Annotated in this window: 19 protein-coding genes; 8 read left to right on the forward strand and 11 right to left on the reverse strand. The window is 71.2% G+C overall.

The genetic code is table 11. The features are described from left to right. Nucleotides 1–77: 77 nt before the first annotated feature. The 3 genes from ACWDRB_RS38475 to ACWDRB_RS38485 all read right to left on the reverse strand — a co-directional run bounded on the left by ACWDRB_RS38475 (nucleotide 78) and on the right by ACWDRB_RS38485 (nucleotide 5,181). Nucleotides 78–2,429: an AAA family ATPase gene (locus tag ACWDRB_RS38475; protein WP_449902257.1), complete on the reverse strand. Its 2,352-nt coding sequence runs from the start codon at nucleotides 2,427–2,429 to the stop codon at nucleotides 78–80. A gap of 64 nt (nucleotides 2,430–2,493) precedes the next feature. Then, on the reverse strand, nucleotides 2,494–3,390 hold the full coding sequence (locus ACWDRB_RS38480; RefSeq protein WP_449902259.1) for a haloalkane dehalogenase: 897 nt from the start codon (nucleotides 3,388–3,390) through the stop codon (nucleotides 2,494–2,496). A gap of 15 nt (nucleotides 3,391–3,405) precedes the next feature. Further along, nucleotides 3,406–5,181, reverse strand: coding sequence for a tetratricopeptide repeat protein (locus ACWDRB_RS38485; protein WP_449902262.1), 1,776 nt, complete (start codon nucleotides 5,179–5,181; stop codon nucleotides 3,406–3,408). Between the two features lie 260 nt (nucleotides 5,182–5,441). Between ACWDRB_RS38485 and ACWDRB_RS38490 the strand changes: the two genes are divergently transcribed. The 4 genes from ACWDRB_RS38490 to ACWDRB_RS38505 all read left to right on the forward strand — a co-directional run bounded on the left by ACWDRB_RS38490 (nucleotide 5,442) and on the right by ACWDRB_RS38505 (nucleotide 11,097). Further along, complete coding sequence (locus ACWDRB_RS38490) at nucleotides 5,442–6,971, forward strand: MFS transporter (RefSeq protein ID WP_363966264.1); 1,530 nt, start codon at nucleotides 5,442–5,444, stop codon at nucleotides 6,969–6,971. A 35-nt stretch (nucleotides 6,972–7,006) separates the two neighbouring features. Then, nucleotides 7,007–7,672 (forward strand): DoxX family protein, encoded by a 666-nt coding sequence (locus tag ACWDRB_RS38495; RefSeq protein WP_449902264.1) that lies wholly within the window; start codon nucleotides 7,007–7,009, stop codon nucleotides 7,670–7,672. A gap of 424 nt (nucleotides 7,673–8,096) precedes the next feature. Continuing rightward, nucleotides 8,097–9,119, forward strand: coding sequence for a LacI family DNA-binding transcriptional regulator (locus tag ACWDRB_RS38500; RefSeq protein WP_449902267.1), 1,023 nt, complete (start codon nucleotides 8,097–8,099; stop codon nucleotides 9,117–9,119). 133 nt (nucleotides 9,120–9,252) lie between these two features. Further along, on the forward strand, nucleotides 9,253–11,097 hold the full coding sequence (locus ACWDRB_RS38505; RefSeq protein ID WP_449902270.1) for a ricin-type beta-trefoil lectin domain protein: 1,845 nt from the start codon (nucleotides 9,253–9,255) through the stop codon (nucleotides 11,095–11,097). Here ACWDRB_RS38505 and sthA read toward each other — a convergent pair whose 3' ends face one another. Further along, complete coding sequence (gene sthA / locus ACWDRB_RS38510) at nucleotides 11,098–12,513, reverse strand: Si-specific NAD(P)(+) transhydrogenase (protein ID WP_449902273.1); 1,416 nt, start codon at nucleotides 12,511–12,513, stop codon at nucleotides 11,098–11,100. Between the two features lie 60 nt (nucleotides 12,514–12,573). Between sthA and ACWDRB_RS38515 the strand changes: the two genes are divergently transcribed. Beyond that, nucleotides 12,574–13,404, forward strand: a complete 831-nt coding sequence (locus ACWDRB_RS38515; RefSeq protein ID WP_449902275.1) for a PhzF family phenazine biosynthesis protein — start codon at nucleotides 12,574–12,576, stop codon at nucleotides 13,402–13,404. Here ACWDRB_RS38515 and ACWDRB_RS38520 read toward each other — a convergent pair. The 6 genes from ACWDRB_RS38520 to ACWDRB_RS38545 all read right to left on the reverse strand — a co-directional run bounded on the left by ACWDRB_RS38520 (nucleotide 13,382) and on the right by ACWDRB_RS38545 (nucleotide 18,319). Further along, nucleotides 13,382–14,218, reverse strand: coding sequence for a 5-oxoprolinase subunit C family protein (locus ACWDRB_RS38520; RefSeq protein ID WP_449902277.1), 837 nt, complete (start codon nucleotides 14,216–14,218; stop codon nucleotides 13,382–13,384). The genes ACWDRB_RS38515 and ACWDRB_RS38520 overlap by 23 nt on opposite strands. Further along, entirely contained in the window at nucleotides 14,215–14,829 is a 615-nt protein-coding gene (locus ACWDRB_RS38525; RefSeq protein ID WP_449902279.1) for a 5-oxoprolinase subunit B family protein, read from the reverse strand. The genes ACWDRB_RS38520 and ACWDRB_RS38525 overlap by 4 nt, the downstream gene beginning before the upstream one ends. Then, the gene (locus ACWDRB_RS38530; RefSeq protein ID WP_350739149.1) at nucleotides 14,826–15,581 is read right to left on the reverse strand and encodes a LamB/YcsF family protein; all 756 of its coding nucleotides are present in this window, start codon (nucleotides 15,579–15,581) and stop codon (nucleotides 14,826–14,828) included. Before ACWDRB_RS38530 ends, ACWDRB_RS38525 begins: the two co-directional genes overlap by 4 nt. 23 nt (nucleotides 15,582–15,604) lie before the next feature. After that, entirely contained in the window at nucleotides 15,605–16,375 is a 771-nt protein-coding gene (locus ACWDRB_RS38535) for a thioesterase family protein (protein ID WP_449902281.1), read from the reverse strand. A 53-nt stretch (nucleotides 16,376–16,428) separates the two neighbouring features. Beyond that, a complete protein-coding gene (locus tag ACWDRB_RS38540; protein WP_350739327.1) occupies nucleotides 16,429–17,919 on the reverse strand; it encodes a hypothetical protein in 1,491 nt (496 codons plus the stop codon). A gap of 175 nt (nucleotides 17,920–18,094) precedes the next feature. Continuing rightward, nucleotides 18,095–18,319: a hypothetical protein gene (locus ACWDRB_RS38545; protein WP_185078019.1), complete on the reverse strand. Its 225-nt coding sequence runs from the start codon at nucleotides 18,317–18,319 to the stop codon at nucleotides 18,095–18,097. A gap of 154 nt (nucleotides 18,320–18,473) precedes the next feature. Between ACWDRB_RS38545 and ACWDRB_RS38550 the strand changes: the two genes are divergently transcribed. From ACWDRB_RS38550 to ACWDRB_RS38560, 3 genes are all read left to right on the forward strand, one after another. After that, nucleotides 18,474–19,037 carry an HhH-GPD-type base excision DNA repair protein gene (locus ACWDRB_RS38550; RefSeq protein WP_350739143.1) on the forward strand — a complete coding sequence of 188 codons (564 nt, stop codon included), beginning with the start codon at nucleotides 18,474–18,476 and terminating at the stop codon, nucleotides 19,035–19,037. A 246-nt stretch (nucleotides 19,038–19,283) separates the two neighbouring features. Next, nucleotides 19,284–21,380 (forward strand): SpoIIE family protein phosphatase, encoded by a 2,097-nt coding sequence (locus ACWDRB_RS38555; RefSeq protein WP_355204572.1) that lies wholly within the window; start codon nucleotides 19,284–19,286, stop codon nucleotides 21,378–21,380. A 242-nt stretch (nucleotides 21,381–21,622) separates the two neighbouring features. Beyond that, nucleotides 21,623–23,275 carry an RNA polymerase sigma factor gene (locus ACWDRB_RS38560; protein WP_449902284.1) on the forward strand — a complete coding sequence of 551 codons (1,653 nt, stop codon included), beginning with the start codon at nucleotides 21,623–21,625 and terminating at the stop codon, nucleotides 23,273–23,275. An 897-nt stretch (nucleotides 23,276–24,172) separates the two neighbouring features. Here ACWDRB_RS38560 and ACWDRB_RS38565 read toward each other — a convergent pair. After that, the gene (locus ACWDRB_RS38565; RefSeq protein WP_449902286.1) at nucleotides 24,173–24,919 is read right to left on the reverse strand and encodes a YaaA family protein; all 747 of its coding nucleotides are present in this window, start codon (nucleotides 24,917–24,919) and stop codon (nucleotides 24,173–24,175) included. Between the last annotated feature and the right edge of the window lie 206 nt (nucleotides 24,920–25,125).

The following is a 25,125-nucleotide window of genomic DNA, read 5'->3' on the forward strand; positions in this document are numbered from 1 at the left end:
CGCACGTAGTTATATTGCTACACCATGTGACGGGTCGCGCGCAGGGAACCGCCGAAGATGGTCGGCTCCGGAGATGGTCAGCGTCCGGAAAGCTCGTCCACGGCGGTGCGGACGTCCTCGCTCGTGATCGTCGTCAGGTCGGCGGAGCTGGCGGACCCGCCGCGCGAGGCATGGGCGGCCAGCCGCACGTCGCGGCGCATGGCGGCGCGCTCGAACAGCGACCTGGCGAAGCGGCCGTTGCCGAGCCCGTCGATCAGCCGCTCCTCGCACACCCAGGCGAACACGTCGTCGAGGTCGCGCAGCGCCTCCTCGTCGAAGGTGTCGCCGGCCTTCCCGGCCAGCAGCACCGCGATCTCGGACAGCTCCTGCGGCGAGTAGCTCGGGAAGCCCACCCGCTGGTTGAAGCGGCTGGCCAGGCCGGGGTTGGTGGACAGGAACGCGTCCATCTCGCGCTCGTAGCCGGCCAGCACGATGACGAGCCGGTCGCGGTCGTCCTCGGCCCGCTTGAGCAGCGTCTGCACGGCCTCGGCGCCGAACGCGTCGCCGCCCTGGTAGCCGGGGTTGACCAGGCTGTAGGCCTCGTCGATGAAGAGCACGCCGCCCAGGGCCCGGTCGACCAGCTCGTTGGTCTTGATCGCGGTGGCGCCGAGGTGCTGGCCGACCAGGTCGGCGCGGTGCGCCTCGACCACGTCGGGCCTGGCCAGCAGGCCGAGCGCGGCGAAGATGCGGCCGATGACCCTGGCGACCGTGGTCTTGCCGGTGCCGGGCGGGCCGACGAACACGAAGTGCCGCATCTGCGGCGGCGTGGGCAGCCCGCGCTCCTGCCGCATGCGCGCCATCTGGAGCTGGGCCGCGATGGCGTGGACCTGCCGCTTGACGGGCGCGAGGCCCGCCATCCTGTCGAGGTCGGCCAGCGCCTCCTCCAGCGTGGGCGTGGCGACGTAGCCGCGGAAGCGCGCGGTCAGCTCCTCGAACGCCTTGGTCACGTCGGGCGTGGTGGTGGTCACCAGGTCCTCGGTGGTCGGGGTGCCGCCCGCGCCCACCACGCGCACGTCACGGGCCTGCGCGGCGGCCTCGACCAGGCTGCGCGCGAACCTGGCGTTGCCCAGCTCGTCGACCAGGCCGCGCCGGTGCACGTCCTCGAACAGGCCGAGCAGCCCCCGCCTGGTCTCGGCGTCCATCGTGTCGCCCCGTCGCCGCTGGAGCAGCCCGGTGACCTCGACCAGCTCGGTGGGGGAGTAGCCGGGGAAGCGCACCCGCGTGGCGAACCGGCTGGCCAGCCCGGGATTGCTGGACAGGAACGCGCCCATCTCCTGCTCGTAGCCGGCCAGGATGATGATCAGCCGCTCGCGGTCGTCCTCGGCGCGCTTGAGCAGCGTCTGCACGGCCTCGGCGCCGAACCTGTCGGGCTGCCCGTCGGAGGAGTTGACCAGCCCGTACGCCTCGTCGATGAAGAGCACACCGCCCAGGGCCCGGTCGACCAGCTCGTTGGTCTTGATCGCGGTCGCGCCCAGGAACTCGCCGACCAGGTCGGCCCGCTGCGCCTCGACCACGTAGGGGGTCTCCAGCAGGCCGAACGCGTAGAAGATCTTGGCGAGCGCGCGGGCGACGCTGGTCTTGCCGGTGCCGGGCGGGCCGAGGAAGACGAAGTGCCTGGTGGGCCGCTCGGTGGTGTAGCCGGCCTCGGCGCGCAGCCGGGACGCCTCGATGGAGGCGGCGATCGAGCGCACCTGCTCCTTGACGGGGGCCAGGCCGACCATGCTCTCCAGCTCGCTGAGCGCCTCCTCGACGGAGATCTGCGGGAGCCCGCCCTGCCTGTCCTGCGGGGACTCGGGCCTGCCTTCGCGCGCCCTGACGCGTACCTGCTGCTCCTCGGCCGCGGCGCTCTCCGCCTTGACCCTGCGGGCCAGCACGAACCGGTAGACCAGCACCGCGGCGGCCACCGCGTACGCCACCCAGACCGCCACGTTCGCCGAGACGAACGAGAGCGGCACGGCGAGCACGCCGGCGGGGGCGAGCGCCAGCAGCGTGGTCACCCACGGCGCCACCCAGCGGATGAGGTGGGCGCCCGCGGCGGCGGGCAGGGCCAGCGCGACCATCAGGTGCACCGAGCCGGAGCCCGCGGGGAACAGCCCGGAGAAGATCGGCAGCGTCAGCACGACCCAGCCCGCGACCACCAGCACGGTGGCGGCGGCGCGGGGGAAGCGCATGGTCAGCGCGACGAACGCGAGCCCCAGCAGGACGAGGGGGAAGGTGTTGAGCAGATTCCACCCGAGCGCCGCCCCCAGGCCCATGACGGCGACCAGCACCACCACGTAGAGGACCCGGCGCACGGCCGGGGGAATCTGGTAATAACGCAGCCGAACCTTCTCGAACAGATCCCGCGCCGCGACCCGCCCCGCGGCCTGGGCCCTGCCGGACTCCTGCATCACGCCTCCCCGGTCCGCCCCCGGTTATACCGCACCGGACCGACGATTGGGCGCTCCTGACACGCTAGGTGGAGGTCACGAAAGCGGTGATCTGTCGCCCGAGTTCGGCCCCCGCGTCCTCTTGCAGGAAGTGCCCGGCGCCCTTGATGACGGGATGCCGCAGGCCGGACGTGCCCGAGATCGACTTGAGCAGAATGGGCGCCATGCCCCCGGTGATCGGATCTCCGTCGGAGAACGCCACGAGGAAAGGCCGCTCGAGTGTCGTGAGAACCTGCCAGGCAGCGCGGTTGGCGGGCGCGGCCGGGTCATCGGGGGTGATCGGGACGAGGCTCGGCATGACGCGAGGGCCCGCTTTGTACGACTCGTCGGGGAACGGCGCGTCGTAGGCCGCCCGGACCTCCTCGGGCAACTCCGTCCTGCAGCCGGCCTGGACGAGCCGGGCGATGTCCAGCACCGGGGCCTTGAGCACGGCGTTCCTGAACTGGTGCCACACCTCGGGCATGGGAATGTCACCCGTCGGCAAGCCCGTGTTGGCGGCCACGATCCTGGCGACGCTCTCGGGGTGCTCGGCGGCGATCCGCAGCCCGATCAGGCCGCCCCAGTCCTGGCCGACGACGGTGACGCGGCTCAGCCCGAGCGCGTCGAACAGCAGGGCGCGGGTCCACTCGACGTGCCTGGCGTAGGTGTGCTCGGCCTGGTCGGCGGGCTTGTCCGAGCGGCCGAACCCGACGAGGTCCACCGCTATCGCGCGCAGCCCGGCCGCGGCCAGCTCGGGCATGACGTGCCGGTAGAGGAACGACCAGCTCGGCTCGCCGTGCAGGAGCACGACGGGCTCGCCGTCGGCGGGGCCCGCCTCGACGTACGCCATCCGCAGGCCGTCGGGGACCTCGGCGTAGCGGGGCTCGTAGGGGAAGCCGGGCAGGCCGGCGAAGCGCTCTTCTGGCGTGCGCAGGATACGCATAGAACAAGATTCTAGCTAGCGGCGCTGGTGCCGCCCAGGGAATTCGCCGACGAGCACTTGTTTGGGGGTGACGCGCAGGACGTCGGAGTCGGGCAGGGCGATCCCGCGTACCTCCACCCAGAACCGCCGCTGCAGCGGGTCCGCCGCGAACACCGCCACCCTGGGGTCGGCCGCGATGGCGTCCCACGCCTCCAGCTCCGTGATCACCCGGAGCTCGCCCGAGGAGGTGACGGTCGCCACCGCGCCGGCGACCCGGGGGCCGAGGGCGTCGCCGTAGGAAAGGACGATGCTGCGGGCGTACGAGAAGGTCTGGCGCACCTCCGGGTCCAGCGTGACGGACGGCTCGGCGCCCACGGGCAGGTCGCACATGATCAGGGAGGTCCGCCACGGGCCCGGCCCGCCCCGCCACCAGGCCCGCGCCGCCCGCGCCCCGAACACGGCCATCGCCGCGGCGAGCGCGCCCAGCCCGAGCCGCCACGCCCACGTCGCCGCCGACTCGGCCCGCCAGGCCTCCAGCAGCCCGCCCGCCGCGCAGGAGGCCGCGGCCAGGACGACGAGCGCGGTCGCGGCGGGCAGCCACCGGTCGCCGCGGTGACGGGTGCGCAGGTAGCCGCGCACCATCGGGTACGGCACCGCCACGGCGGCGACGGCGGCCCTGGGCTCCACCGCGAGCGCCCCGCCCACCAGCGGGACCAGCACGGACCAGGTCCTGCCGAGCAGGATCCAGAGCAGGACGCCGGCGTTCCTGCGGGCGGTGCGGTCGATCTGCGCCGCGTGGGCGTGCTCCCGGGCCTCCCCGGCGCGCGTGGTCTCGGCCAGCGCCAGGAGCGGGCGGCCGCGCCACGTCTCGGCCAGGGCCCGTACGGCTGCCAGCGCGGGCCAGCCCAGGACCACGATGCCCGCCAGCCCCGCCCAGACCGGGTCGAGCGCGGACGGAACGGACGGCACCGCTCCCAGCAGCAGCCAGGCGGCGAACGCGACCACCGACACGGCCGCCGACACCACCGCCGCGCCGAGCCAGGGATCCCGGCAGAGCATCGCGGGCACGTACGACCACAGCCCCACCCGCCGCGCCTGCCTGACCGTGAGCGGCGCCAGGAGCACCAGCACGGCGAACCCGCCGAGCTGGGTGTCCCGGTCGAGGAGGAGCGCGGCCCCGGCGATCGCGAGCGTGGCGAGCGCGACCAGCAGGCGGGCCTGGCGGGACCAGACCTCGAGCGCCCGCCTGACCCGGCCCGTCTCGCGCGGGTCGACCGGCCAGGCGGGGTCGTGGTGCGGGCGGGGGCGGTCCCAGCGCAGCAGGGCCAGGCCGAGGTTCATGCGGGCCTGGGGGTTGGCGGGGTCGGCGGCGAGCGCGGCCCGGTACGACCGCTCGGCGCCGGTGTGGTCGCCGCCCAGCAGGGCCAGGTCGCCCAGCATGACCTCGGGGTCGGGCCGCTCCGGCGCGAACTTCCCTGCCAGGGTGGCGTGCTCCACCGCCTCCCGCCGGCGGCCGGGGGAGCGGCGCAGGATCGCGGCCAGGCGCAGGCGGGCCGGCCAGGAGCCGCGGGCCAGCTCCACGGCATGCTCGGCGGCAGGCAGCGCGTCGGCGTCGCGGCCCAGCCGTTCGTGGGCGAGGCTGATGAGCCGGTACGCCCATTCCGCGCCCGGATCCAGGTCGGCCGCGCGGCGGGCGGCGTCGAGCGCGGACTCGGGGCGGCCGGCGTTCAGCCTGGTCAGGGCCTCGTCACACCATTCACGTGAGGATCGGTCGGAAATATCGTCTTTTCTGTCACTTTCGTCGCGCCCCACGGTCTCCATGATCGGGTCGAGGGCGAACCCTGGATAGATGCCGACATATGGCTGTATCTCTCTAGAGAGGTAACGGGGCATCTGTGGATCAGTCGATACTGCTATGACAAGTGCTGGACATGCCCTAAGCTGCGACGCAAGCCGGAGTGCGAGGAGTCGAGGCGGAGGAGCTCGGGAGGAGCGAGCGTCGAGCCGGGCTCCCGCCGCCGACCAAAGAGCACGTGCGGGCCCTGTCAACGGATCGGCCTGCAAGGAGGCCCATGACCGTCATACAGGCCGCACCCCTCGTACGGACTGCCGATCGGGAGCACGGGGACCGCCGCTGGTCCATTCTCGTGCTGCTCTGCGTGAGCCTGCTGCTGATCACCGTCGACGCGACCGTCCTGCACATCGCGGTGCCCGCGCTCACTGCCGCGCTGGAGCCGTCCGCGGTGCAACTGCTGTGGATCATCGACATCTATTCGCTGGTGGTCGCGCCGCTGCTGATCATGTTCGGCACGCTCGGCGACCGGTACGGGCGCAAACGGCTGGTGCTGTGCGGCTATGTACTGTTCGGCCTGGCCTCGGCCGGGGCCGCGTTCGCCCCGACGCCGCTGACCCTGATCCTGGCCAGGGCGCTGCTCGGCATCGGCGGAGCGATGATCATGCCGGCCACGCTGTCCCTGATCCGCCAGATCTTCACCGACAGGCGCGAGCGCGCCATCGCGCTGGGCGTCTGGAGCGCGGTGGCGGCGGCCGGCGCGGCCGTCGGCCCGCTCATCGGCGGCGTGCTCGTCGGCATCTGGTGGGGCGCCGTCTTCCTGATCAACGTGCCGATCCTGCTGGCGCTGATCCCCGCCGCCGTCCGCCTGCTGCCGGACTCGCCGGGGCGCAAGGACAGGGGATGGGACGGCGCGAGCGCGGTGCTGTCGGTGCTCGGCATCCTGGCGCTGGCGTTCGGGCTGAAGGAGGCGGGCTCGGGCAGCCTGATGCCGCTGTGGGCGTCGGTGCTGGTGTTCCTGGCCGGGCTGGGGCTGCTCTTCCTGTTCGTACGCCGCCAGACGCGCCTGCGCCACCCGCTGCTGGAAGTCGGGCTGTTCCGGCGGCGCGAGTTCACGACCGGGGTGGCCGGCGTGCTGCTCGGCGTGTTCGCGCTGGTGGGCCTGCAGCTCATGCTTGCCCAATACCTGCAGCTCGTGCTCGGCGACAGCCCGCTGCGCGCGGCGATCCGGATGTTGCCGCTGGTGATCTCGGCCATCTCCGGCGGGCTCGCCGCCGCCCACATCCTGCCGCGCATCGGCATGCGGACCACGATGAGCGGCGGGCTCGGGCTCGTCGCGCTCTCCCTCACCCCCACGCTCTCCTGGGGCGTCGAGGGTCATCCCGTGATGCTGGCGTTCTGCTTCGTGGGCATCGGGTTCGGGGTCCAGGTCGCGCTGCTGGCCGCCTCCGACACGATCATGTCCGCGGCGTCGGAGTCCCAGGCGGGCGGGGCCGCGGCCATCGAGGAGACCGCGTACGAACTGGGCGCCGGCCTGGGAGTGGCCGTGCTCGGCACGATCACCGCCGTCGTGTACGCCCCCGGCCTGCACTCCGTGCCCGGCGTGTCCGCCAGCGGCATGGACAAGGCCAGGCAGTCGCTCGCGGGCGCGGCGCACGTCGCGCACGAGGTGGGCGGCAGCGCGGGCGGCGCCCTGCTCGACGCGGCCCGATGGGCCTTCGTGAACGCCCTGCACACGACCGTGGTCGTGAGCGTCGTCCTGCTCAGCCTGACCGCCGTCGCGGTGGCCACGCTGCTCAGCCGTGATTGAGGTGTGCCATGTCCCGTTTAGGGCAGACAACTACCGTGAAACAGGCCCTCCGTGATCTTGCTGCTTTAGTCGCCCGCGTCGGCGTGGGCGGCATCTTCTTCGCGAACGGCTGGACCAAGCTGGAAGACGGGCTGAAGGCCACCGGGGCGAAGTTTCTCGCGCAGGGCGCCCCCGCACCCGGCGCCTGGGCCACGGTGACCATGCTCACCGAGCTCATCGGCGGCGCGCTGCTGATCGCGGGCCTGGCCGTCTCGGTCACGGGCCTGATCCTCTTCGCCGAGGCGCTGGGGGTCTTCGTGGTGGCCCCGCCGCTCAACCCCATCAGCCTGAACGAGCTCATCCTCCTGGGCGCCGCCTCCCTCCTGCTCGCCGTGGTGGGCGCGGGACGGGTGTCGGTGGACCACATGGTGGTGATCAGGCGGAGAGAGTCGGAGGCGGCGAACGAGTTCGCGGCCGACACGGAGGCGGACCGCGTCATCGCCTCACTCCGGGGAGCCGACAAATCACCGGCTCCGGAGCCGGAGGCACAGGACGAGCCCAAGGACACCGCCGCCACGGAGGACACGGCGCCCCATCCCCGGCCGCGCGCCAAGAGCGGGGAGACGAGCCGCGCGGAGGACCCCGCACCGGCCCCGGGCGACACCCTGGTCGCCGGCCGCAAGAAACCCACCGCCCGCACCCGCCGCCCACCCTCCGACTGACCCATCCCGCCGTCGCGCGCTTGTGCCGTTGGGGTCGCGTGAGCGAGCCCCCGGTACCGTTCCTAAGGGCTGAGCAGGAGTTGCTCAGCCGTGTGCTCCGGACGGTGCTGGGCACACTGGTCGCCCGCTTGCTCGCCACGGTCCGGCGGCATGCATCGTGTGCATGATCCGGTGTCCTATGCCATCACATAGCCCTATCATTACTCAGCGTGACTATCACACTACCGACGATTAACGCTGCCGGGTAGAACATTCGAGCGAAACGCAAGGCTCCGCCGTTCATACTGGCTACCGACGTCACGCCGACCGGCTACAGCGCTCGGCCCGTCGGTGACCACCAGTCGCGGTAAGAGCGCGGCGGTGGCCGCCCCGGCCGCGGCGCGGGCCCGGCTATTCTGGCGGCAGGGCGGAGCGAGGGGCGTGGATGGCGGCCAGGTCCGGCAGGGCGCGCGCGACGGTGCGTGACGTCGCGGCGGAGACGGGGCTGTCCATCGCCACGGTCTCCCGCGTGCTCAACGGCCAGGCCAACGTCGCCCCGCACACCCGGGAGCTGGTGCTGCGCGCCGTCGGGCGCCTCGGCGATCAGGCGCCGCGGCCGCGCGCGGTCCACGACCCGTCGGCCGGTGCCGTGTACGTGCGCTGCCCGTACGTGCTGACCGACTATTTCGGGCTCATCGTCTCCTCGGTGGGGGAGACCATCGAGCTGCACGGAAGGCAGATGATCCTCGGCGCGGGCGAGGCCGCCCAGGCCGCCCCGGTGCTCGCCGGGCTGCCCGGCAGGCAGGGCGTGGCCGGCGCGATCCTCGTCCTGCCCCCGGAGCCGGGCGACGAGCTGGTACGCCTGCGCGACAGCGGCTTCCCCTTCGTGGTGATCGACCCGCGGACCCCGCCCCCCAAGGACATCGCGGCGGTCTCGGCCGCTCACTTCGCGGGCGGGCGCAAGCTGATGGCGCACGTGGTCGGGCTGGGCCACCGCCGGGTCGGGATCATCGGCGGGCCGGTGGAGTGGCTGCCGAGCGAGGCCAGGCTGGCGGGTTACACGGCCTCGCTGGCGGACGCCGGAGTGCTGCCCGAGCCCGAGCTGCTGCGCTGCGTGCCGGAGCCGAGCACCGAGTACGGCTACCTGGCGGCCTGCGAGCTGCTCGACCTGCCGGAGCGGCCGACGGCGCTGGTGGCGTTCAACGACAAGATGGCCGTCGGAGCGCTGTGGGCGGCGGCCGAGCGCGGGCTGAGCGTTCCAGGCGACCTGTCGGTGGCGGGCTTCGACGACATCGACGTCAGCAGGGCCACCTCGCCCGCCCTCACCACGGTGCGCCAGCCCCTGCAGGAGATGGGCCGGATGGCGGTCACGCTGCTGATGCGGCTGCTGAGCCGCCACACGGTGGAGGCGCTGCACGTCTCGCTCGAGACCGAGCTGATCGTCCGCGGCTCCACCGGCCCCGCCTGATCGTTTCATTTGTTTCATCGCCACAAATGGGCCTTGACGCTGCCCATGACCCGTGGTCACCTAAAAGAAAGTTTCTTTATTGTTTCATTTGTTACATAAGCATCACCCCCCCGCCCGGAAGGGAAACAACGCCGTGTCCCGAATACTCACGCTCGTCTGCGCGGCCGTGCTGGCGCTGGCCGTGCCCGTCCCGGCGTACGCCGCCGGCGAGACGGTGAACGTCTGGCTCACCACCACCTCGGACTCCGGAGGCCGGAACGTCACCCGCGGCCTCGCGCAACAGACCCCGATCGCCTTCGGCTCCGCCGGCGGCAGCGCCAACCAGACGATCACCGTCAACGAGGGCGCCACGTACCAGCAGTTCGAGGGCGGCGGCGCGTCGATCACCGACACGACCGCGTACCTGCTGCGCGGCGGCCCCGTCAGCGCGGCCACGCGGGACGCGACCATGCGCAAGCTGTTCTCGCCCACGGACGGGATCGGCCTGTCGTTCGTCCGCAACCCGATCGGCGCCTCCGACCTGTCGCGCCCCGGCATGGTCTCGCTCGACGACACCTGCTGTGACCTCAACGACTTCGGCGCCAACGGCTACGACACCAACGTCCGCCTGCTGACCGTCCAGGCCAAGCAGCTCAACCCGGAGCTGCGGGTCAAGGGCGTGCCGTGGAGCGCGCCCGGCTGGATGAAGGACAACGGCCGGATGGACCAGATGGGCTGGCTGAAGTCGCAGTACTACGCCATGTACGCCCAGTACTTCGTCAAGTACGTCCAGAGCTACCAGGCCGCCGGGGTCCCGGTGAACTACATCTCCGTCCAGAACGAGCCCAACTGCTGCCAGGCGTCCAACCCGACCGCCATGAACTACCCCGGCATGAACTGGAACTCCTCCGGCCTCATCGAGCTGACCAAGAACTTCGTGTACCCGGCCTTCAGGGCCGCCGGCATCACCACGAAGGTGCTCGTACACGACTGGAACTACGGCGACTACGGCCAGATCGGCGGCCCCATCCTGGCCGACTCGGCGCTGCGGAACGACCCGCTGTTCGGCGGCATCGCCTGGCACGGCTACTTCGGCGACCCGGCGGTCGGCTCGCAGGTGCACGACCAGTATCCGTCGGTGCCCCAGTTCAGCACCGAGCACTCCGGCGGTACCTGGATCGGCAACCAGCACAACGAGGACATGGCCGACATCGTGAACTACACCCGCAACTGGAGCCGCAGCCTGGTCAAGTGGAGCCTGGCGCTCAACCAGCAGATGGGTCCGCACAACGGCGGCTGCGACACCTGCACCGGCCTGATCACGGTCCAGGAGGGCGGCTCGCGCGCCGGCCAGGTGGACTACACGATCGAGTACTACACGACCGGCCACCTCACCAAGTTCGTCAGACCCGGGGCGTACCGGATCGACTCGACGGCCAACTCCACGGTGCAGAACGTCGCCTGGCGCAACCCCGACGGCTCCAAGGCCCTGATCGCCCACAACGGCGGCACCTCGGCCCAGTCGGTCAGGGTCAACTGGGGCAACCAGTCGTTCGTGTACACGCTGCCCGCCCGTACCACCGCGACCTTCACCTGGTCGGGCACGCCGGGCGGCAACCCGGCCGGCGCGATCACCGGCCTGGGCGGCAAGTGCGTCGACGTGGCCGGCGGCAGCAGCGCGGACGGCGCGGCCGTGCAGCTCTACACCTGCAACGGCACCGCCGCCCAGCAGTGGACCCGCCCGGGCGACGGCACGCTGCGCGCGCTCGGCAAGTGCCTCGACGTGGTCGACCGCGGCACCGCCGACGGCAGCAAGCTCCAGCTGTGGTCGTGTTCGGGCGGCGCCAACCAGCAGTGGACCTACACCTCGGGCCGCGACCTGGTGAACCCCGCCGCGAACAAGTGCGCCGACGTCACCGGCAACTCCAGCGCCGACGGCACCCGGCTGCAGATCTGGACCTGCACGGGCGCCGCCAACCAGAAGTGGACGCTGTCGTGATCACATGCCTGCGGTGAGGCGGGCGACCACCCGCATCTTGTTCATCGCGTCCAGCGCGGCCACCTTGTACGACTCGGCCAGCGTCGGATAGTTGAACACGGCGTTGACCAGGTAGTCGATCGTCCCGCCGCACCCCATGACCGTCTGCCCGATGTGCACGAGCTCCGTCGCCCCCGTGCCGAACACGTGGACGCCGAGCAGCCGCCGGTCCTCGGGGGAGACGAGGAGCTTGAGCATCCCGTACGAGTCGCCGATGATCTGCCCCCTGGCCAGCTCCCGGTACCGCGAGATGCCCACCTCGAACGGCACCTTGTCCCGGGTCAGCTCGTCCTCCGACCGGCCGACGAAGCTGATCTCGGGAATGGTGTAGATCCCGATGGGCGGCAGCTCGCGGGCGTCCTCGACCGGCTCCCCGCACGCGTGCTGCGCGGCCACCCGCCCCTGTTCCATGGAGGTGGCCGCCAGCGCGGGGAAGCCGATCACGTCGCCCACGGCGTAGATGTGCGGCACCTCGGTGGCGTAGTTGGAGTCCACCGAGATGCGGCCGCGGGCGTCGGCGGCCAGGCCGGCGGCCTCCAGGCACAGCTCGGCGGTCTTGCCCTGGCGCCCGGCCGAGTACATGACGCAGTCGGCGGGGATCTTCTTGCCGCTCTCCAGCAGGGTCAGCGCCCCGCCGGGGCGGCGCTCGACGGCGGCCACGTTCTCCCCGAAGCGGAACGTCACGGCCAGGTCGCGCAGGTGGTACTTCAGCGCCTCGACGATCTCCAGGTCGCAGAACTCCAGCATGCGCTCGCGCCGCTCGATCACCGTCACCTTGGTGCCGAGGGCGGCGAACATGGAGGCATACTCGATGCCGATGACCCCGGCCCCCACCACGACCAGGGTCTCGGGGATCCGGTCGAGGTGCAGGATCGCGTCGGAGTCGATGATCGTCCTGTCGTCGAACTCGACGCTGTCGGGACGGGCGGGCGAGGTGCCGGTGGCGATCACGACCTTCTCGGCGGTGATCTTCGTCTCCTCGGACTTGCCCTCCTCGTGCGTGATCCCGATCGTGTGCGCGTCCAGGAACCGGCCGGTGCCCTGCAGCACCGTCACGTGGTTGCGGGCGAGCTGGCTGCGGATCACCTGGATCTCGCGGCCGATCACGTGCTGGGTGCGCATCCCGAGGTCGGTGACCGTGATCTCGTCCTTGACGCGGTAGCTGGCGCCGTACAGCTCCCGCTGGTTGAGCCCTGTGAGATAGAGGACGGCCTCCCTGAGGGTTTTGGAGGGGATCGTCCCCGTGTTGATGCACACGCCGCCGAGCATGTGTCGTTTCTCGACCACAGCGACACGCTTGCCGAGCTTCGCCGCCGCGATCGCGGCCTTCTGTCCACCTGGCCCGGAACCCAGGACCACAACATCAAAGTCCGCCACACCGTCCAGTCTGCTGGTGGCGTGTTAACGGGAAAAGACCTGTCTGCGAGACTCCGAATTATGTTGCGCCCTTTCACCGAGGTTGACGTCTTCACCACCACCCCGTACCACGGGAACGCGCTCGCGGTCGTGCTCGACGGCCAGGGGCTGACGACCGAGGAGATGCAGCGGTTCGCCACCTGGACGAACCTGGCCGAGACCACCTTCCTGCTGCCGCCGACCACACCCGAGGCCGACTACCGGGTGCGGATCTTCACCGCGTCCGTGGAGCTGCCCTTCGCCGGGCACCCGACCCTCGGCACCTGCCACGCCTGGCTGGAGGCCGGGGGAGTGCCGCACCAGGAGGGCGAGATCGTCCAGGAGTGCGCGGCCGGGCTGGTACGGGTGCGCGGGACCGGCGACGGGCCGGCCTTCCACGCGCCGCCTCTCGTGCGGTCGGGCCCCGTGGAGGAGCCGCTGGCCGGGCGGATCGCCGAGTCCCTCGGGATCGGGCGGGCCGACATCGTGGACATGGAGTGGGCCGACAACGGCCCCGGCTGGATCGCGGTGCTGCTCGCGGACGCCGAGTCCGTGCTCGCGCTGCGCCCTGGCCTCGTCCCCAACTACGTGGGCGTGGCGGGCCCCTACCCCGAGGGGGCGCCGTACGACTTCGAGGTGCGGGCGTTCACGCACGCGCACGGCTCCACCATCGAGGACCCGGTGACGGGCAGCCTCAACGCCTCCATGGCCCAGTGGCTGCTGCGCTCGGGCCGGGCCAAGGCCCCGTACGTGGCCAGACAGGGCACGGTGCTGGGCTTCTCGGGCCGGGTGCACATCTCCACCGACGCCGAGGGTGACGTGTGGGTGGGCGGCTCCGTACTGACCTGCGTCACCGGGCAGGTCGAACTGTGAACCGCACCTCGTCGCCCGGCCGCAGCTGGGCGGCGACCGGCAGGTCCGCCTCGCGTACGACGCCGATCACCGGGTAGCCGCCCGTCGGCGGGTGGTCGGCGAGGAAGACGATCGGCTGCCCGCTCGGCGGCACCTGGATCGCCCCGGTGACCATCCCCTCGCTCGGCAGCTCGCCCTCCTTGGCCCTGACCAGCTCGGCGCCGCTCAGCCGTACCCCGACGCGGTTGCTGTCCTGGCTCACGGAGTACGGCCGCGCGCACAGCTCGGCCAGCGCGTCCGGCACGAACCAGTCGTCCCGCGGCCCCGGCGTCACCCGCAGTACGGCGGGCCGGGGCCCGGGCGGCGGCGCCAGGTCGACGGAGATCACGCCTTCGGGCCGCCCGACGGGCAGCAGCGTGCCCGCCCGCAGCGGCTCCGGGCCGAGCCCGGACAGCGAGTCGGTGGAGCGACTGCCGAGCACCGGCTCCACCGCGATCCCGCCGCGCACGGCCACATAGGTGCGCAGCCCCCAGTCCGGCATGCCCAGCCGCAGCTCCGTGCCCTTCGCGACCCAGTACGGCGACCCCATTCCCGCCGCGCTGTCCACGGGCGCGCCCGCCAGCGCCACCCACGCCCCGTCGTGGAACAGCAGCCGCGCCATGCCGAACGTCAGCTCGATCCCCGCCAGCCCTTCCGGGTTGCCCACGAGCCTGTTGGCCAGCCGCAGGCTCGGCGCGTCGGCCGCCCCCGAGCGGGGCACCCCCAGATGGGCGAGGCCCGGCCGCCCCAGATCCTGGACGGTCGCGTACGGCCCCGCCGCCATCACCTCGATCATGTGGGTTCGAACCGTACGCGCACGCCCGGCCTGAAGAGCGAGGGAGGGTCGGCCGTCACGTCCCACACCCGCACGGAGGTGCGCCCGATCAGCCGCCACCCGCCCGGCGAGGCGCTCGGGTAGACCGCCGAGTACGGCCCCGCCACCGCCACCGACCCGGCCGGCACCGACGTGCGCGGCGTGTCGAGCCTGGGCGTCTCCAGCACCGGATCCAGCCCCGTGAGATAGGCGAACCCCGGGGCGAACCCCAGCCAGCCCACCACCAGCTCCCGCCCCGCGTGCCGGGAGACCACCTCGTCCACCGGGATCCCGGCCAGTGCCGCCACGGAATCGAGATCCGCCCCGTCATAGACGACGGGAATCGTCACGACCTCCCCCTCGGCCGCCCGAGCACCGGCCCTGTCCCGCTCGCGGCCGACGACGTCCACCAGAAGGGCCCGCAGTCGCGCCTGATCCGCCCCAGGAGCCACCACGAGCACCGTCTCCGGCCCCGGCACGATCTCCACCACCCCGGCCGGCAGATCGGCCCGCAGCGCCGCGTCCAGCCGGTGAGACAGCTCCAGCGAGCCGGTCTCCACGAGCAGCCCGTGCTCCCCGGCCGCCCGGATCACGCGAACGCCTGCAGGACCACTCCGGCCGCCAGCAACGCGTCCCGCACTCCCTGCGCCAGCCGGACGGCGTCAGGCGTGTCGCCGTGCACGCAGATGGAACGTGCCGAAACCGGGACAGAACTGCCGTCGATGGCCGTCACGGAGCCGTGCACGGCCATCCGGCACGCTCGGTCGGCCACCGCGGCGGGGTCGTGGATGACCGCGCCCGGCTCCCTGCGCGACACCAGCGTCCCCTCGGGGGTGTACGCGCGGTCGGCGAACGCCTCGTTCACGGTCGGGACGCCCGCGGCGGCCGCCACCGCGTGCACCACCGAACCGGGCAGCGTGAGCACCGGCAGCGAGGGGTCGTAGTCGGCCACCGCGTCGATCACCGCCGCCGCCTGCACCTCGTCGCGGCAGATCCGGTTGTAGAGCGCGCCGTGCGGTTTGATGTACGAGACCCGGCCGCCCATGGCTTTGGCGATGCCGTCGACGGCCGCGAGCTGGTACAGCACCTCGGCGCACAGCTCCTCCGGCTCGGTGTCCATCTCCCTGCGCCCGAAGTGGGCCAGGTCGCGGTAGGACACCTGCGCGCCGATCGTCACCCCGCGGTCGACGGCCGCCGCGCACGTGCGTCTGATCGTCACGGGGTCGCCCGCGTGGAAACCGCAGGCCACATTGGCGCTCGTGACGATGTCGAGCAGGGCGAGGTCGTCGCCGAGCCGCCAGACGCCGAACCCTTCACCCAGGTCGGCGTTGAGGTCGATCACCATGGCAGTAGAGGCTATCTCGGTGCCTATCTCGGTGCGACGAACAACGTCTGGATCGCCGTGCCGACTTCACCTGTCCCGTCGTACAGGGTGGACCGGGTCAGGCCCCTGCCGGATGGGCCGACGACCGTGGCGGCGTCCATGCAGATCCATTCGCCCTCGGGGGCGCGGAACAGCGAGATGGTCAGGTCCACGTTCACGAACACGTGTGTGTCGAAGCCGAGGGCGGCGCTGACGCCGTTGCCGCTGTCGGCGAAGGCGGCCAGGCGCTCCATCGGGGTGAACTCCTCGCCCTCGACCAGCGGGACCGTGAACCGGCCCCAGACCGTGGCCGGGCCGGGCCGGGTGGGGCCGCCTTCGGCGAAACGCCAGTCGAGCGCGCGGCCGTACCCGAATCCCGAGCCGAGCCACGAGCCGGCGACCTCCTCCGAGGGCGGCGGGACCGGCCCCGGCGGCCCGGGGACCGGCGAGGCGGGCGTGTCGGCCGTACGGATGCGCCAGGCGCTCGCCCTGGCGTACTCGCGGCCGCCGGACGAGACGCTGGCCGACAGGCACTGCACGCGCTTGCCGTCGCGGGTCACGTCGGTGACGATCTCCAGCTCGGCCACGGGCACGGGGGCGAACACGTCCACCACGAGCTTGGACAGTTCCAGGCCCGGGCGCGGCGCGGTCTGGGCCAGCTCGTGGACGATCAGGGCGGTGACCGGGCCCATGTGCTGGGTGCGCGGGTCCCACGGACCCTGCGTGTGCTCGGAGGCCCGGTAACGCCCTTCGGTCAAGCGGGTGTACATCGCCATAGAAGAAAATTCTACGGCGGTTCGCGTCCGGCGGTCCGTCGCGGGGACCGTTCCTAGAACTCGTCCGGGATGTCGGCGATGTCGTCCAGCGCCGCCGCCAGCTCGTCGGGGTCGCCGCCGATCCGCTCGGCGATCTCGATCAGCACGTGGAGCACGTCGTGGCGGTCGTGGCCGAGGTCGAGCAGGCGCTGCGCGGCCTCCCACAGCTGCGGCGGGTCGCCCTCCCACAGCCGGGTGGCGATCTCCTCGTGCCAGGCCAGGTGCTCCTGGTCGATCGCGTCGCCGTGGTCGATCTCGAGCAGCGTACGCCGGTCCGCCTGGTCGGCGGGGTTGAGCTTGTCGAGCTCGATCCCGTTGTGCACGCCCTGCAGATACGGGAACGCGAAGACCCGCCTGGCCAGCGCCGACAGGTCGCCGTCCGGCAGCAGCCGCTCCAGCAGCGGCCGGTCGAGCCCGAAGGACGTCGGGTCCCGGTACGCCTCGGGGAACTTGCCGATCGCCTCCCACACCGCGTCCAGCGTGGCCTTGAGCCCCTGCTCCGGCAGGCCCGTGCGGTGGGCGGCGAAGCGCACCCACGCCGACAGCACGTGCGGCATCGCCTCCTGCTCGGCCACGCTCAGCATCACCTTGCGCGGCAGCCAGTCGAGCAGGAACGTTTCACATTTGGTCGGGCTGACCCGCAGCGGACGGTTGAAGTCCTGGTCGCAGCCGTAGTCGATGATGTGGTCGGCGCAGCGCGAGGCCGCCGACGGGTCGGACAGGTGCTCGGCCGCGTCGGACGCCAGGAACTCGGCCGCCAGCATGGCCCGCCGCTCCCTGCTGTACGGGGCCTCGGTGTGCCGCGGCGCAGGCCGCTTGCGCCCGGGAGGCAGCGCCTTGAGCCTGGCGCGGGCGAAGGCGTGGTAGGCGCTGTAGCTGTCGCTCACCGGCGGCGGCGTCTTCGGCTCCCTGGTGGCCTTCATGGCCGACTCCAGCAGCGCCCTGGCCTGCTCGGGCTCGATCTCCTCGAACAGCAGCAGCGGATTGCCCGCCGCCTCGGCCCTGGCCTGCTCCAGCAGCTTGTCGACCTGCGAGGACACCCAGGCGTCCCGGGCCATGCCGCTCATGTTGTAGTCGACCACCATGACGAGAGCGTGCCGGTCGACGGGCAGCGAGTCCTCGTCCCAGCGGTAGGCGAAGGTGCAGATCACCGTGTCCTGGTCGCCGTAGGAGTCGCGGGAGACGTAACAGCCCGCCGGCTTGACCGCGCCCACCCGGTCGGCCCAGCCAGGCCTGGCCACCCCCGACTCCATCATGGCCAGCGCCGCGCCCTCGGCCTTGGCGCCCTGGCGGGCCGTGCCCAGATAGGCCAGGCAGATGAGCAGCGTCAGCGAGGCCGGCGTGCCGGCCTTGGCGGCGTAGTCGACCAGTCCCTCCCCGAGCACCTGCTCCACGTCGCCGCCCCTGACCCGCCTGCCCCACCAGGCCCCGATCATGTCGGAGACCATCAGCTCCGCGTCCAGAGGGGTGCGTACGGCGAGCAGCTCGCGAGCCGCCTGCACCATCTCCTTGAACACGTCGTCTGGCGGGGTGCTCTCCCGGGGATCTCGTCGGTGTCGGCGCACACCCTCACTCTCTCGTATTCCAGGCGCAAACGGTGCGGAGAACTCGGCCTGGTGACCCCGATGTTATCGGGGACTTCTGGATGGGACTTAACTCGACTTCCGGGCTTTTGTTTGTCTACCGGGAACTTCGGGGCGGAGGCGCTGAGTTGACGATCGCGAGCAGATGCTCGCGAGCGATGCGCTCCACGATCTCCGGCGTCGCCGAGACGCCGAGATGCTGCGCACACGCGCACACGTCGGCCACGCAGCGGTCGATCGTGTCCACGGGCACGGTCAGGAACTCTTCGGCCAGCCTGAGACTGACCGGCTCCCGCAGGAACCGTGTGGCCAGAGCGAGCATAGAAGTGAGATTCCTCTGGAGACCAGGGGGCAAACCCCCAGGAATGTCGGCAGGGCGACTTGCGCTCTCATTTCACCTTTTCTCGGGCGGCTGTCAAGGCTCCGCGGCGGTTGTGTTCACTTCACCCGGTGCCCATTCGTGCGAAGCTGTCTCCATGCGCATCCAGCTCGCCCAGCGGAGCGAGGCAGACGAGCTCCTCGGCCGCAGCCCGCTCGCCCTGCTCGTCGGCATGCTGCTCGACCAGCAGATCCCCATGGAATGGGCGTTCACGGGGCCATATACGATCTCCCAGCGTCTGGGCCACGACCTGACCGCCGGGGAGATCGCCTCCTACGACCCGGAGGCGTTCGCGGCGCTGCTGGCCGAGAAGCCGGCCGTGCACCGCTACCCCAAGTCCATGGCGGCCCGGGTCCAGCAGCTCGCCGCCTACTTCGTCGAGCACTACGACGGTCAGCCGGAGAAGCTGTGGGCAGACGCCGCCGACGGCAAAGAGTTGCTGAAACGACTGATGGCCCTGCCGGGATACGGCAAACAGAAGGCCCAGATTTTTCTGGCATTGCTGGGGAAGCAGTTGGAGGTCCAGCCGCCGGGCTGGCGGGAAGCGGCCGGACACTATGGCGAGGAGGGGTCGAGCCGGTCGGTCGCCGACGTGGTCGACGCCGACAGCCTGGCCCGAGTGCGAGCCTTCAAGCAGGAGGCGAAGCGCGCGGCGAAGTAGTTGGGGCCGGGGTCTCGGCCCCGGCGATCGAGCGCTGTAACCTGATCTTGCTGCGCAATGTGGAGCGACTTTGACAGGATGCGTAGACCCTAAAGGCGACCGGGCCGCGACGGGGGCTTCCGTCCACACATGCCCATCGCCGATGATGTACTGCAGAATCCGGTCGCCCGGAGCTGCGCTACGCCGATACACAGTTATGGAGATGTGCCGCGTGGGAGACCCTGGCACGCGACGGAGGTGCGGACCATGAGTGCCGAGACCTCCGTTCCCCGTCCCCGGGAGTCGGATGTGGACATCTCGGACTCCGCTCTGTTCAAAGGCATGTTGTCGGAGGCCGAGTTCGCCTTCGCGTTCTTCGACGGCGACGGCCGCATCCAGCGGGTCAACGACGTGTTCAGCGACGTCGTCAACGTGCCCGCCGAGCGCATGGCCGGCAGGCTGCCGGTCGAGGTGCTGGCCGCCGACCTCAGTCAGATCATCACCCACGCCGTGCAGGCCGTCATCGAGACCGACGCGCCCGTCACCGAGGGCCGCGTACGCGTGCGGACGGCGGAGGGCGACACCAGGCACTGGTCGCTGTCGTTCTCGCCGGTCCACGACGAGGCGGCGGGCGAGCTGCGCGCGATCGCGCTCGTCGGGCTCGACGTGACCGAGAGCCGCCAGACCGAGGAGGCGCTGCGCCGCAGCGAGGAGCGCTACCGCTCGCTCGTCGAGGCCCAGTCGCAGCTCGTCTGGATCACCTCCCCCACCGGCGCGGTCGTCGAGGACGCTCCCCAGTGGCGCGCCATCACCGGCCAGGGCCTGGAGGAATACCTCGCCAACGGCTGGCTGGAGGTCGTCCATCCCGAGGAGCGCCAGCAGACCGAGGAGGCCTGGAGGGAGGCGCTGCGCGGGCGCACCATGTTCGAGTGGAACTACCGCGTGCGCACCCGGGCCAGCGGCTACCGACACTTCGAGGTGCGGGCCGTGCCGATCATCAGGCACGGCCGGGTCGTCGAGTGGGTCGGCGCCAACACCGACGTCACCCCGCAGCGCGAGGCCGAGGAGATGCGCGGCCGGCTGACCGACCAGCTCGGCGCCGCCGCCCTGCGCACGGCCCGGCTCCAGGGCGCCACCGCCCAGCTGGCCGAGGCCCTGACGGTCGAGCAGGTGGTGCAGGTCATCATCGACGTGGGCCGCACGGCCCTGGCCGCCGACCGCTCGGCCGTGGCGCTGCTCGACCCCGACCGCGCGGCGCTCAAGCTGATCAACGGCGAGGGCATCATGGAGGCCTCCGGGATCACGGGTGACGAGATCCCGCTGTCCCACTCCAACGTGATGACCATGGCCGTCAACAGCCGCCGTCCGGTCTTCGCCGAGTCGCCCGAGTCGCTGAAGGCCCAGCTGCTCGAGGCGGGCGACGACGAGGAGATCCTGGCCGGCTTCATCACCCACGGCGACGAGCGGGCCTGGGTGGGCCTGCCGCTGCTGGCGGCGGGGAGGGCTCTGGGAGCGCTCCGATTCTCCTTCACGAGGCCGGTGAAGATCTCCCAGGAGGACGGCGTCTTCCTGGAGGCGCTGGCCGGCCAGTGCGCGCTGGCGGTCGAGCGGGCCACGCTGTTCGAGCGTGAGCACCGCACCGCCGAGACGCTGCAGCGCAGCCTGCTGCCCGACCGCCTGCCCGTGATCAAGGGTCTGGTGCTGGCCCAGCGCTTCCGCTCGGGCAGCCGCCACGTCCAGGTCGGCGGCGACTGGTACGACGCGTTCGTCCTGCAGGACGGGCGGGTCGCGGCGGTCGTCGGCGACGTCATGGGCAAGGGCGTCAAGGCCGCGGCGGGCATGGGCCGCATCCGCAACGCCATGCGGGCGCTGGCGCTGACCAACCCGCCGCCCGCGGCCGTGCTGACCGGGCTCGACCGGGTCTTCGAGGCCACGGAAGAGGAAGAACAGGTCACGACTTTGGCGTACATGGTCGTGGAGCCGGTCACCGGCGAGGGCACTCTGGCCCTGGCCGGCCACCCGCCTCCCGTCCTGGTTTCGCCGCAGGGCACGGCGATCCTGTGCGACGGCGAGCCCGGCACTCCGCTAGGCTGGCCGACCAGCCGCAGGCAGTTCCGGTTCGTGGTGCCGCCCGGCCATACCGCCGTGCTCTACTCCGACGGTCTCGTCGAGAACAGGAAGCGCGGGCTGGATGCCGGATTGGCAGACCTTTGCAGTGTTGTGACCGAAGCTCCGCCTGAAGTTGTGAGTAGTCCGCACATGTTGCTGGACTTCCTGGTTGACCGGATGTTGTCTGGATATGAACAGGATGATGACGTTACCGCGCTAGCAATTCACGTCCCGCCAGCCACGAAGAGTGACTGAATGAAACAGTCATAACGGTTGCTTTCGGGTATCAGTGCCCCGCTTACGTACGCACTACTGTCTCGGTCGGCCTAGGGTGGAGGTCAACCGCCGGGAGGTGGCCGTACGGAGCGCGGGGTCGTGCCAGAATGCTGTGCAGGTCCGTCGCGGTCCGCACGGCCTCACCGATCTCCGAGAGAGGCAACAGCCCCCCAGCGGGCATCTGGGTCCATAGTCGCCACGCGTTCGTTCGAGAGGTGTTCGTGTCGCCTGCAAGTTCGACTCGCTCGAAGCCACAAGAGCTGAACGAGCCCGTCATTCAGCGACTGCTCGAGCGTGGGCGCTCGCAGGGTTTCCTCGAGTCTGAGGATGTCCGTCAGGCCTTTGAGGAGGCGGACATCCCCATGTCGCACGCCGCCGCGTTCTTGCGGAACCTCAGCAAAGAGGGCGTGACCGTGGTCGTGACCGCCGCGGATTCGGCTGCGCCGAAGAAGTCTCGTGGTCCAGCAAAGCGCCGCACCGCTGCCCCCGTCAAGACCAAGACGGCAGCGGCCGCCAAAGAGCAGCAGCCCGAGACCGTGACCGCGGTCGTGGGCACCACTGAAGCCGAGCCGGCCGCCAAGAAGGCGGCCCCTGCCAAGAAGGCCGCTCCGGCGGCGAAGAAGGCCGCGGCTCCCGCCGCCGCCAAGAAGGCCGAGCCGAAGAGCGCTGGGCCTGCCGAGACCAAGCCGAAGCCCGAGTCCCGGGCCGACGCCGACGACGACGAGGACATCGAGCTCGACGGCGACGTGGAGCTGGAGGACCTCGAGGAGATCGACGTCGAGGACGACGAGATCGTGGCCGAGGACTCCGACTCGGAAGGTGACGACGAGTCCGACGACGACACCGAGGCCGAGCCCAAGCCCTCCGAGGTCGCCGCGGTCCAGAAGACCGAGGACGAGGTCCTCATCCTGTCCGACGACGACGATGACGCCCCGGTCGCCCAGGTGGCCGCCGCCGGCGCCACCGCCGACCCGGTCAAGGACTACCTCAAGCAGATCGGCAAGGTCCCCCTGCTCAACGCCGAGCAGGAGGTCGAGCTCGCCAAGCGCATCGAGGCGGGCCTGTTCGCCGAGGAGCAGCTCGGCGGCGGGGAGACCGAGGGGCTGCCGGTCGACGTCAAGGCCGAGCTGGAGTGGATCGCCGAGGACGGTCGCCGGGCCAAGAACCACCTGCTGGAGGCCAACCTCCGGCTCGTGGTCTCGCTGGCCAAGCGCTACACCGGCCGCGGCATGCTCTTCCTCGACCTGATCCAGGAAGGCAACCTGGGTCTGATCAGGGCCGTCGAGAAGTTCGACTACACCAAGGGCTACAAGTTCTCCACCTACGCCACGTGGTGGATCCGGCAGGCGATCACGCGTGCCATGGCAGACCAGGCGCGGACCATCCGCATCCCGGTCCACATGGTCGAAGTGATCAACAAGCTGGCCCGCGTCCAGCGGCAGATGCTGCAGGACCTGGGCCGCGAGCCCACGCCGGAAGAGCTGGCCCGCGAGCTGGACATGACGCCCGAGAAGGTCGTCGAAGTCCAGAAGTACGGCCGTGAGCCCATCTCTCTCCACACCCCGCTGGGTGAGGAGGGCGACAGCGAGTTCGGCGACCTCATCGAGGACTCCGAAGCCATCGTCCCAGCCGACGCCGTCAGCTTCACGCTGCTCCAGGAGCAGCTGCACTCCGTTCTCGACACGTTGTCGGAGCGGGAGGCGGGCGTCGTCTCGATGCGCTTCGGTCTCACCGACGGGCAGCCGAAGACGCTGGACGAGATCGGCAAGGTTTACGGGGTCACCCGTGAGCGCATCCGCCAGATCGAGTCGAAGACCATGTCCAAGCTGCGCCACCCCTCGCGCTCCCAGGTCCTCCGGGACTACTTGGACTAACCCGCACGAATCCCCCGCCCCGCCCGGTCTTTCCGTGCGGGGCGGCGGCATTCCCACCCACCATCCCACTCCGCGTCTGCCACACCGCAGACGGCTCTGCCGCACGCCCCGTCACCCAACTGACGGCCCTGTCTCACACCCCGTCACCCAGCCGACGGCCCTGCTGCACGCCGCGCCAGACTGCTGACGGTTCTGCCGTACTCCCCGCACCGCCGCTGGATCATGGTCGCTTGCGCACCGTTGGCACCTCGGCTGCACCCCCGCCCCCTCCGCACCGGCCGATGGCACCGCCGCTGCGCCGTCGGTGGCTTTTCGCAGTCCCCAACGCCTCAGTTGCGCCATCGCCGCGCCGCCGTACCCCTACGCGACCGCCGCTGCAGCGTCGACGGCTTGTCGCACTACCACCACCGCCCCCACTGCACCACGGGTGGCTCTGTCGCGCTCCCGTCGCTCTCCACCGCACTACGGGGCGCCCCCGGTCGCATCGCTGGCGCCGCGTATATCCAGCGTCGCGGCCGTACGACACGCCCGGGCAGCCGGTGATCGTGCGAAACGCCTGGGCAGTTCGCGATCGTGCGACACGCCCGGGGCGCTGCGCCGACGGTCGTGGCCCGTAGCCCGCAACGTGCCTCCGCCACGCCCGGGCTCAGGCGCATGCGCCTCGCCCGAGCCCGGATGTATGCTCCCGCGTCAGCGACGGTCAGCAGTCCCAGCACCCCCCAACGCACGCCAATCGCCCCACCCCACGCCCGTTGTGGCACGGCTCGTGGAGACGTATCCCCGCCTGAGGGTCGTCGCTACGGACGGTCACCGTCGAGAGGCGGCATCATCAGGGCGGGCCCGCCCCTGAACGGTTCCCGGCGATCGGGCGATGGGCAGTAGCCGCCCCGCGACCCCTTACGCCGGGTCGGTGACGTGCACGTCGAGGGTCCAGGGGCGGTTGGCGCGGGCGGGCTCGGCCAGGTCGATGGTGTAGCCCAGGGCATCGAGGGTCTTGGCCAGCTCGTCAGGGGTGTCCGGGGCGGTGCCGTGCCGCAGAAGGGCTCGGGCGATCTCCCCCCGGGTCGCCTTGGCCATGTGGCTGACGACCTTGCCGTCCCGGAACACCCGTACCGTCACCGACCGTGCACCAGGCTGCCAGGCGCTCGCGTACGTGGCCGAACGGAGATCCACCACCAGTCCCGGCACCCGGTCCAGCTCCTTGGCGATCAACGGACGCCAGAACGTGGCCAGCCCGCCGAGAGGCGGGAGATTGACGCCCATCGAGAGCCGGTACGGCGGGATGAGATCTGTGATTCTCACCACACCCCACAGGCCGGAGAAGATCAGCACCGACTCCTCCGCCCGCCTCCGCGCCTCTTCGTCGAGGGTGCCCAGCCCGAGGTTGTCGTAGAGGACGCCGGTGTAGAGATCGGCGGCCGGCAGGGTGGAGGCGGTCTTGAGGGCGGCGTTCTTGACCAGTTCGCCCGCCAGCCCGGGTGTGAGGCCGAGCACGTCGAGGGCGTCGCGGCGCTTGGAGGCCCGTACGAGCGCGTTCAGCACGCGCTTGCGGGCCTTGTCGAGGGTGGGGAAGGACAGCTCGCCGACGGGCGGCCCGCTGCCTTCGGGCGCCTTCCCCTCGGACGGCGGCAACAGGATCAGCACAACCCCTTACCTTATTGCTCCTGGTCGGAGGCTCTCCCGCCGTCCCCGTCACGATCTTTTACGGTGGCCCAAGCGGGCACCACCCGCCGACCATGGCCGGGCTCTGTCCAGGGTGACGCTCACCGGGTGGACACGGCCGGCCGCCGCAACGGCGCCCCCTGGGCCATGTTCTTCGCTGAATCGTCGGCCTCGGGCGCAGGCTCCCG

The sequence above is a fragment of the Nonomuraea sp. NPDC003707 genome (genome assembly GCF_053587055.1).